This is a genomic window from Micrococcus sp. HG099 (assembly GCF_024723355.1).
Lineage (GTDB): Bacteria > Actinomycetota > Actinomycetes > Actinomycetales > Micrococcaceae > Micrococcus > Micrococcus endophyticus.
Genome location: NZ_JANQCJ010000148.1, coordinates 1 through 4,469, shown reverse-complemented (window position 1 = coordinate 4,469; position 4,469 = coordinate 1). Strand labels below are relative to the sequence as shown.

3 protein-coding genes and 1 pseudogene are annotated in these 4,469 nt (G+C 72.2%); all 4 read right to left on the bottom strand.

Annotated elements, in window-relative coordinates:
- On the bottom strand, positions 1-988 hold a 988-nt coding region (locus tag NWP10_RS10535), incomplete at its 3' end, for a protein kinase (protein ID WP_258300867.1).
- Positions 985-2,430 carry a penicillin-binding protein 2 gene (locus NWP10_RS10530; protein WP_017487966.1) on the bottom strand — a complete coding sequence of 482 codons (1,446 nt, stop codon included), beginning with the start codon at positions 2,428-2,430 and terminating at the stop codon, positions 985-987. The genes NWP10_RS10530 and NWP10_RS10535, both read right to left, overlap by 4 nt.
- Positions 2,427-3,851 carry an FtsW/RodA/SpoVE family cell cycle protein gene (locus NWP10_RS10525; RefSeq protein WP_017487967.1) on the bottom strand — a complete coding sequence of 475 codons (1,425 nt, stop codon included), beginning with the start codon at positions 3,849-3,851 and terminating at the stop codon, positions 2,427-2,429. The genes NWP10_RS10530 and NWP10_RS10525 overlap by 4 nt, the downstream gene beginning before the upstream one ends.
- Positions 3,848-4,469 (bottom strand): annotated as a pseudogene (locus NWP10_RS10520) (serine/threonine-protein phosphatase); the annotation flags it as partial. The gene NWP10_RS10525 and the pseudogene NWP10_RS10520, both read right to left, overlap by 4 nt.

Below are 4,469 nucleotides of genomic sequence, written 5' to 3'. Positions count from 1 at the left end.
GGGCCGCGGTGGCCGGGGTGCCGTCCGCGCGGGTGCCTTCGGGGCGGGGGTGGGCGGTGCGCATGCCGTCGTAGTCCAGGGGCGCGGTCTCGGCGCCCGAGGGGTCGGCCACGCCCTCCGCGGCGAGGAACGCGGCCAGGCCCGGGACGGCCTCCACCGCGGCGCGGGTGTCCTTGCGGCGCAGCGCCTCTGCGGCCTCGGCGGCCGCGGTGGCGTCCGTGGGGCGCTCCTTCGGGTCCTTCGAGAGCATGCACATGATCAGGGCGCGCACCGGCGCGGGCACGGTCGAGGGCAGCGGCGGCGGGGCGTCGTTGACCTGCGCCAGGGCGATCGCGATCTGCGACTCGCCCGTGAACGGGCGGTGCCCGGCGAGGGCCTCGTAGCCGATGATGCCCAGCGAGTAGAGGTCGGAGGAGCCCGTGGCCTGCTGTCCCGTGGCCTGCTCCGGCGCGAGGTACTGGGCGGTGCCCATGACCTGGCCGGTGGCGGTGAGCGGCACCTGGTCCGCCAGGCGGGCGATGCCGAAGTCCGTCACCTTGACCCGCCCCGTGGGCGTGATCATCAGGTTGCCGGGCTTCACGTCGCGGTGCACGAGCCCCTGCGCGTGGGCGGCGGAGAGCGCGGCCGCCGTCTGCGCGATGATCCGCAGGGTGCGCTCCGGGGAGAGCACCTTCTCCTTCTCCAGGATCGCGGACAGGGGCTGGCCCGGCACGAGCTCCATGACGAGGTAGGCGGAGCCCTTCTCCTCGCCGTAGTCGTAGACGTTGGCGACGCCGGGGTGGTTCAGCAGCGCGGTGTGCTGGGCCTCCGCCCGGAAGCGGCGCAGGAAGTTGGGGTCACCCGTGTACTCCTCCTTGAGGATCTTCACGGCGGTGATCCGGCCCAGGACCTTGTCCCGGGCCTTCCACACCTCGCCCATGCCGCCGATCGCGATGCGATCGGTCAGCTGGTACCTGCCGCCGAGGGTGATGCCCGATGTCGGCCTCATTCCGTGACCACCGCTTCCATGATTGCCTTCATGCCACTGACGATTGTCTGATGCCCGATCCCCGGCGGCTCGTCCTCCACCACGATCGTCACGGCCGCCCGCGGGTTCTCACTCGCGTCGAAGCCGGTGATCCAGGAGTGCACGTTGCCCGTGTCCCCCACCTCGGCCGTGCCCGACTTGGCCGCGATCCGCACCGTGTCCGACTGCACGGATCCCAGGATGCCGTCCTCCACCGCCGAGACCATCATGTCCGACACCTGCCCGGCCACCTCGGGGGTCGTGGCCCGGCCGCGCTCACGGGGGCTGAACTCCTCCACCGTGGTCAGGTCCGGCCGGCGGACCGCCTTGATCAGCTGCGGCTCCATGACCACGCCGTCGTTCGCGATGCCGGCGGCCACCATGGCCATCTGCAGCGCCGTGGCCTGCACGTCCCGCTGGCCGATCGACGACTGCGCCAGCGCGGCGTCGTCCAGGTCGGAGGGGAACACGGAGGCGGTCACGGGCAGCGGGTAGTCGAAGGAGTCGTTGAAGCCGAACCGCTCCGCGACCTCCCGGATCCGGTCCTGGCCCAGCTCGACGGCGGCCATGGCGAACGGGGTGTTGCAGGACTGCGCCAGCGCCCATGTGAGGGTCTGACGCCCCACGGTGTTGCACGGTGAGCCGTCGTAGTTGGGCAGCTCCGTGGTCGTGCCGGGCAGCGTCCACGCGGCGGGGATGTCCACCGTCCCGTCCGGGGTGTAGTCACCGGACTCGAGCATGGCCACCGCGTCGATCAGCTTGAAGGTGGAGCCGGGGGACACGAGCTGTTCCGCGGCGCGGTTGCGGTACGCGCTGGCGCCGGGGATCTGGTCGATCGCGGCCATGGCCGACTGCGCTTCGGTCGCACTGTGCGAGGAGAGCGCGTTGGAGTCGAAGCCCGGCTTCGACACCATGGCCAGGATCTCGCCCGTCGTCGGGTCCGTGACCACGGCGGAGGCGCGCACGCCGTCCGGGAGCGCGTCGTACGCCACACGCTGCAGCTCGGGGTCGATCGTCAGCTCCACCTGGTCACCCTCAGGTGTGGCACCCGTGATGATCTCCATGGCGCGGTCCACGAACTGGGACGTGGGGGTGCCGGAGAGCTGCTCGTTCATGGCCGCCTCCAGCCCGTCGGTGCCGTAGGTGAGCGAATAGAAGCCCGTGAGCGGGGCGTACAGCTCGGGATCGTGGTAGACGCGCTGGTAGTGGTACGCGTCGTCGGAGGGGACGGACTCGGCGATCGGCTCGCCGTCCACGAGGATCGGCCCGCGCGGGGCGCCGAACTCCAGGAACATCTGCCGCGAGTTCAGGGCGTGCGTCTTGAGCTGGTCCGCGGCCAGCACCTGGATGACGGACGCGGCCAGCGCGAGCACCAGGATCATGGCCGCCATGACGGTCCACGTGCGTCGGATCGCCTCGTTCACCGCGCCTCACCTCCTGTCATGGGCACGGCGGCCGCCGGGAGCGCCGTGCCGGGGTCGAGGTGGCCGGCGCCTGGCCCGGAGGCATTGACCATCCCGTCCACGACCACGGGGCGGCGGGCGGCGTTCGAGATGCGCAGCACGAGCCCCACGATGATCCAGTTGGCCAGCAGCGACGAGCCGCCGGCAGCGAGGAACGGCGTCGTGAGGCCGGTGAGCGGCAGCACGAGGGTCACGCCGCCCATCACCACGAACACCTGCCACGCCATGGTGAAGGCCAGGCCGGAGGCGAGCACCTTGCCGAACGCGTCGCGCACGCCGAGGGCGGCGCGCATCATGCGGGTGACGAGCAGGAAGTACAGGACGAGCACGGCGGCCAGGCCCACGAAGCCGAGCTCCTCGCCGATGGCCGTGAGGATCATGTCCGAGAAGGACAGCGGCACCTGGGTGGGGTTGCCCGCACCGAGGCCGGTGCCCATCAGCCCGCCCGAGGCCATCGCGAACAGGCCCTGGACCACCTGGTAGGAGCCGCCGAAGTCCCGATGGTAGATCTCGGGGTCGAAGGCCCTCAGCCATATCTCGAACCGGGCGGTCACGTGCGGCATGAACAGGAACGCCAGTGCCGCGCCGACGGCGATCAGGCCCAGGCCGAGGAGGATCCAGGAGGCGCGGGACGTGGCGATGTAGAGCATCGCCATGAACATGCCGAAGAACAGCAGGGCCGAGCCCAGGTCGCGCTGGAACACGAGCACGCCGAGCGCCAGGAGCCAGCCGGCCAGCAACGGGCCCAGATCCCGGGCACGGGGGAAGGTCACCGGGCCGACGCGGCGGCCGGCCAGCAGGATCAGGTCGCGGTTCGCCGAGAGGTGTCCGGCGAAGAAGATGGCCAGCGTGATCTTGGCGATCTCGCCGGGCTGGAAGGTGCCGAATCCGACGTCGATCCAGATCCGCGCCCCGTACATGCTCAGGCCCAGCCCGGGCACGAGCGGCAGGAGCAGCAGCACGCCGGACGCGGCGAGGAACAGATAGGGCCAGCGCCGCAGCACCCGGTGGTCGCGCACCAGGAACACCAGGGCGGAGGCCACCACGATGGCCAGGACGGACCACACGAGCTGGGAGGTGGGGTTGGCCATCGCGGCGTCCTGGCTCAGCCGGTGGATCATGGCCAGGCCCATCCCGTTGAGCAGGGCGGTGATCGGGAGCATGAACGGGTCCGCGTAGGGGGCGCGCAGCCGCAGGACCACGTGTAGCACGAGGGTGGCGGCGCCGAAGATGCCCAGCGGCACCCAGGCGGTGGAGTCCAGCGCGGCGTCCGTGCCGATCGTGCCCAGCAGGTCCGCCCCCAGGGCGATGGCCAGGGCGGCCAGCAGCAGGACCAGTTCGATGTTCCGGCGCGGGCGTGCGGGGGAGATCACCTCGGTCACGGGGCCTCACCTCCCGTCGCGCTCGGGGACGCCGTCGGGCTCGTCGGCGCGGCGGAGCCGGACGCGTCCGAGGGGCGGGCGGAGGACGACGACGGCGTCGTGCTCGGCTGGGCCCGCTCGGAGGGCTCACCGGCCGGGGCGGGGGCGTCCGGGTGCAGCGAGTCGCGCAGCTCGGCGACGATCTGCTCCGCATGGTCCACGTCTCGGGCGGCCATGCCGGCGTTCACGCGGTCGCGTGCGTACGCGGGCAGCGCGTCCACCGGGAGGTCGGTCTGCCGGTCCACGTGGGACAGCTCGAGCGGACCCAGCCGCTGGGAGACGCCCTTGAACACGGCGATCCGGCCGTCGTTGGCCCCCACGTAGTACTGGGTCTGCGTCCACAGGTAGCCCCAGGCCAGCACCACGCCGAGCGTGAGCGCCAGCAGGGCCGTGAACACGGGGATGAACCAGCCGCGGCGGTACTGCACGGGCTTGTCCGCTCGCTTCCCACGACGACGGCGGCGCGCGGCGGTCCCGTCCCCCGCGGCGGGCGCGGGGTGCGCGGAGGCGTCGGCGGCCGCGCCGTCCGGGGTGCCGGGGGTCGGATCGGCGGGGGAGCCGGAGCGGGGCGCGGAGTGC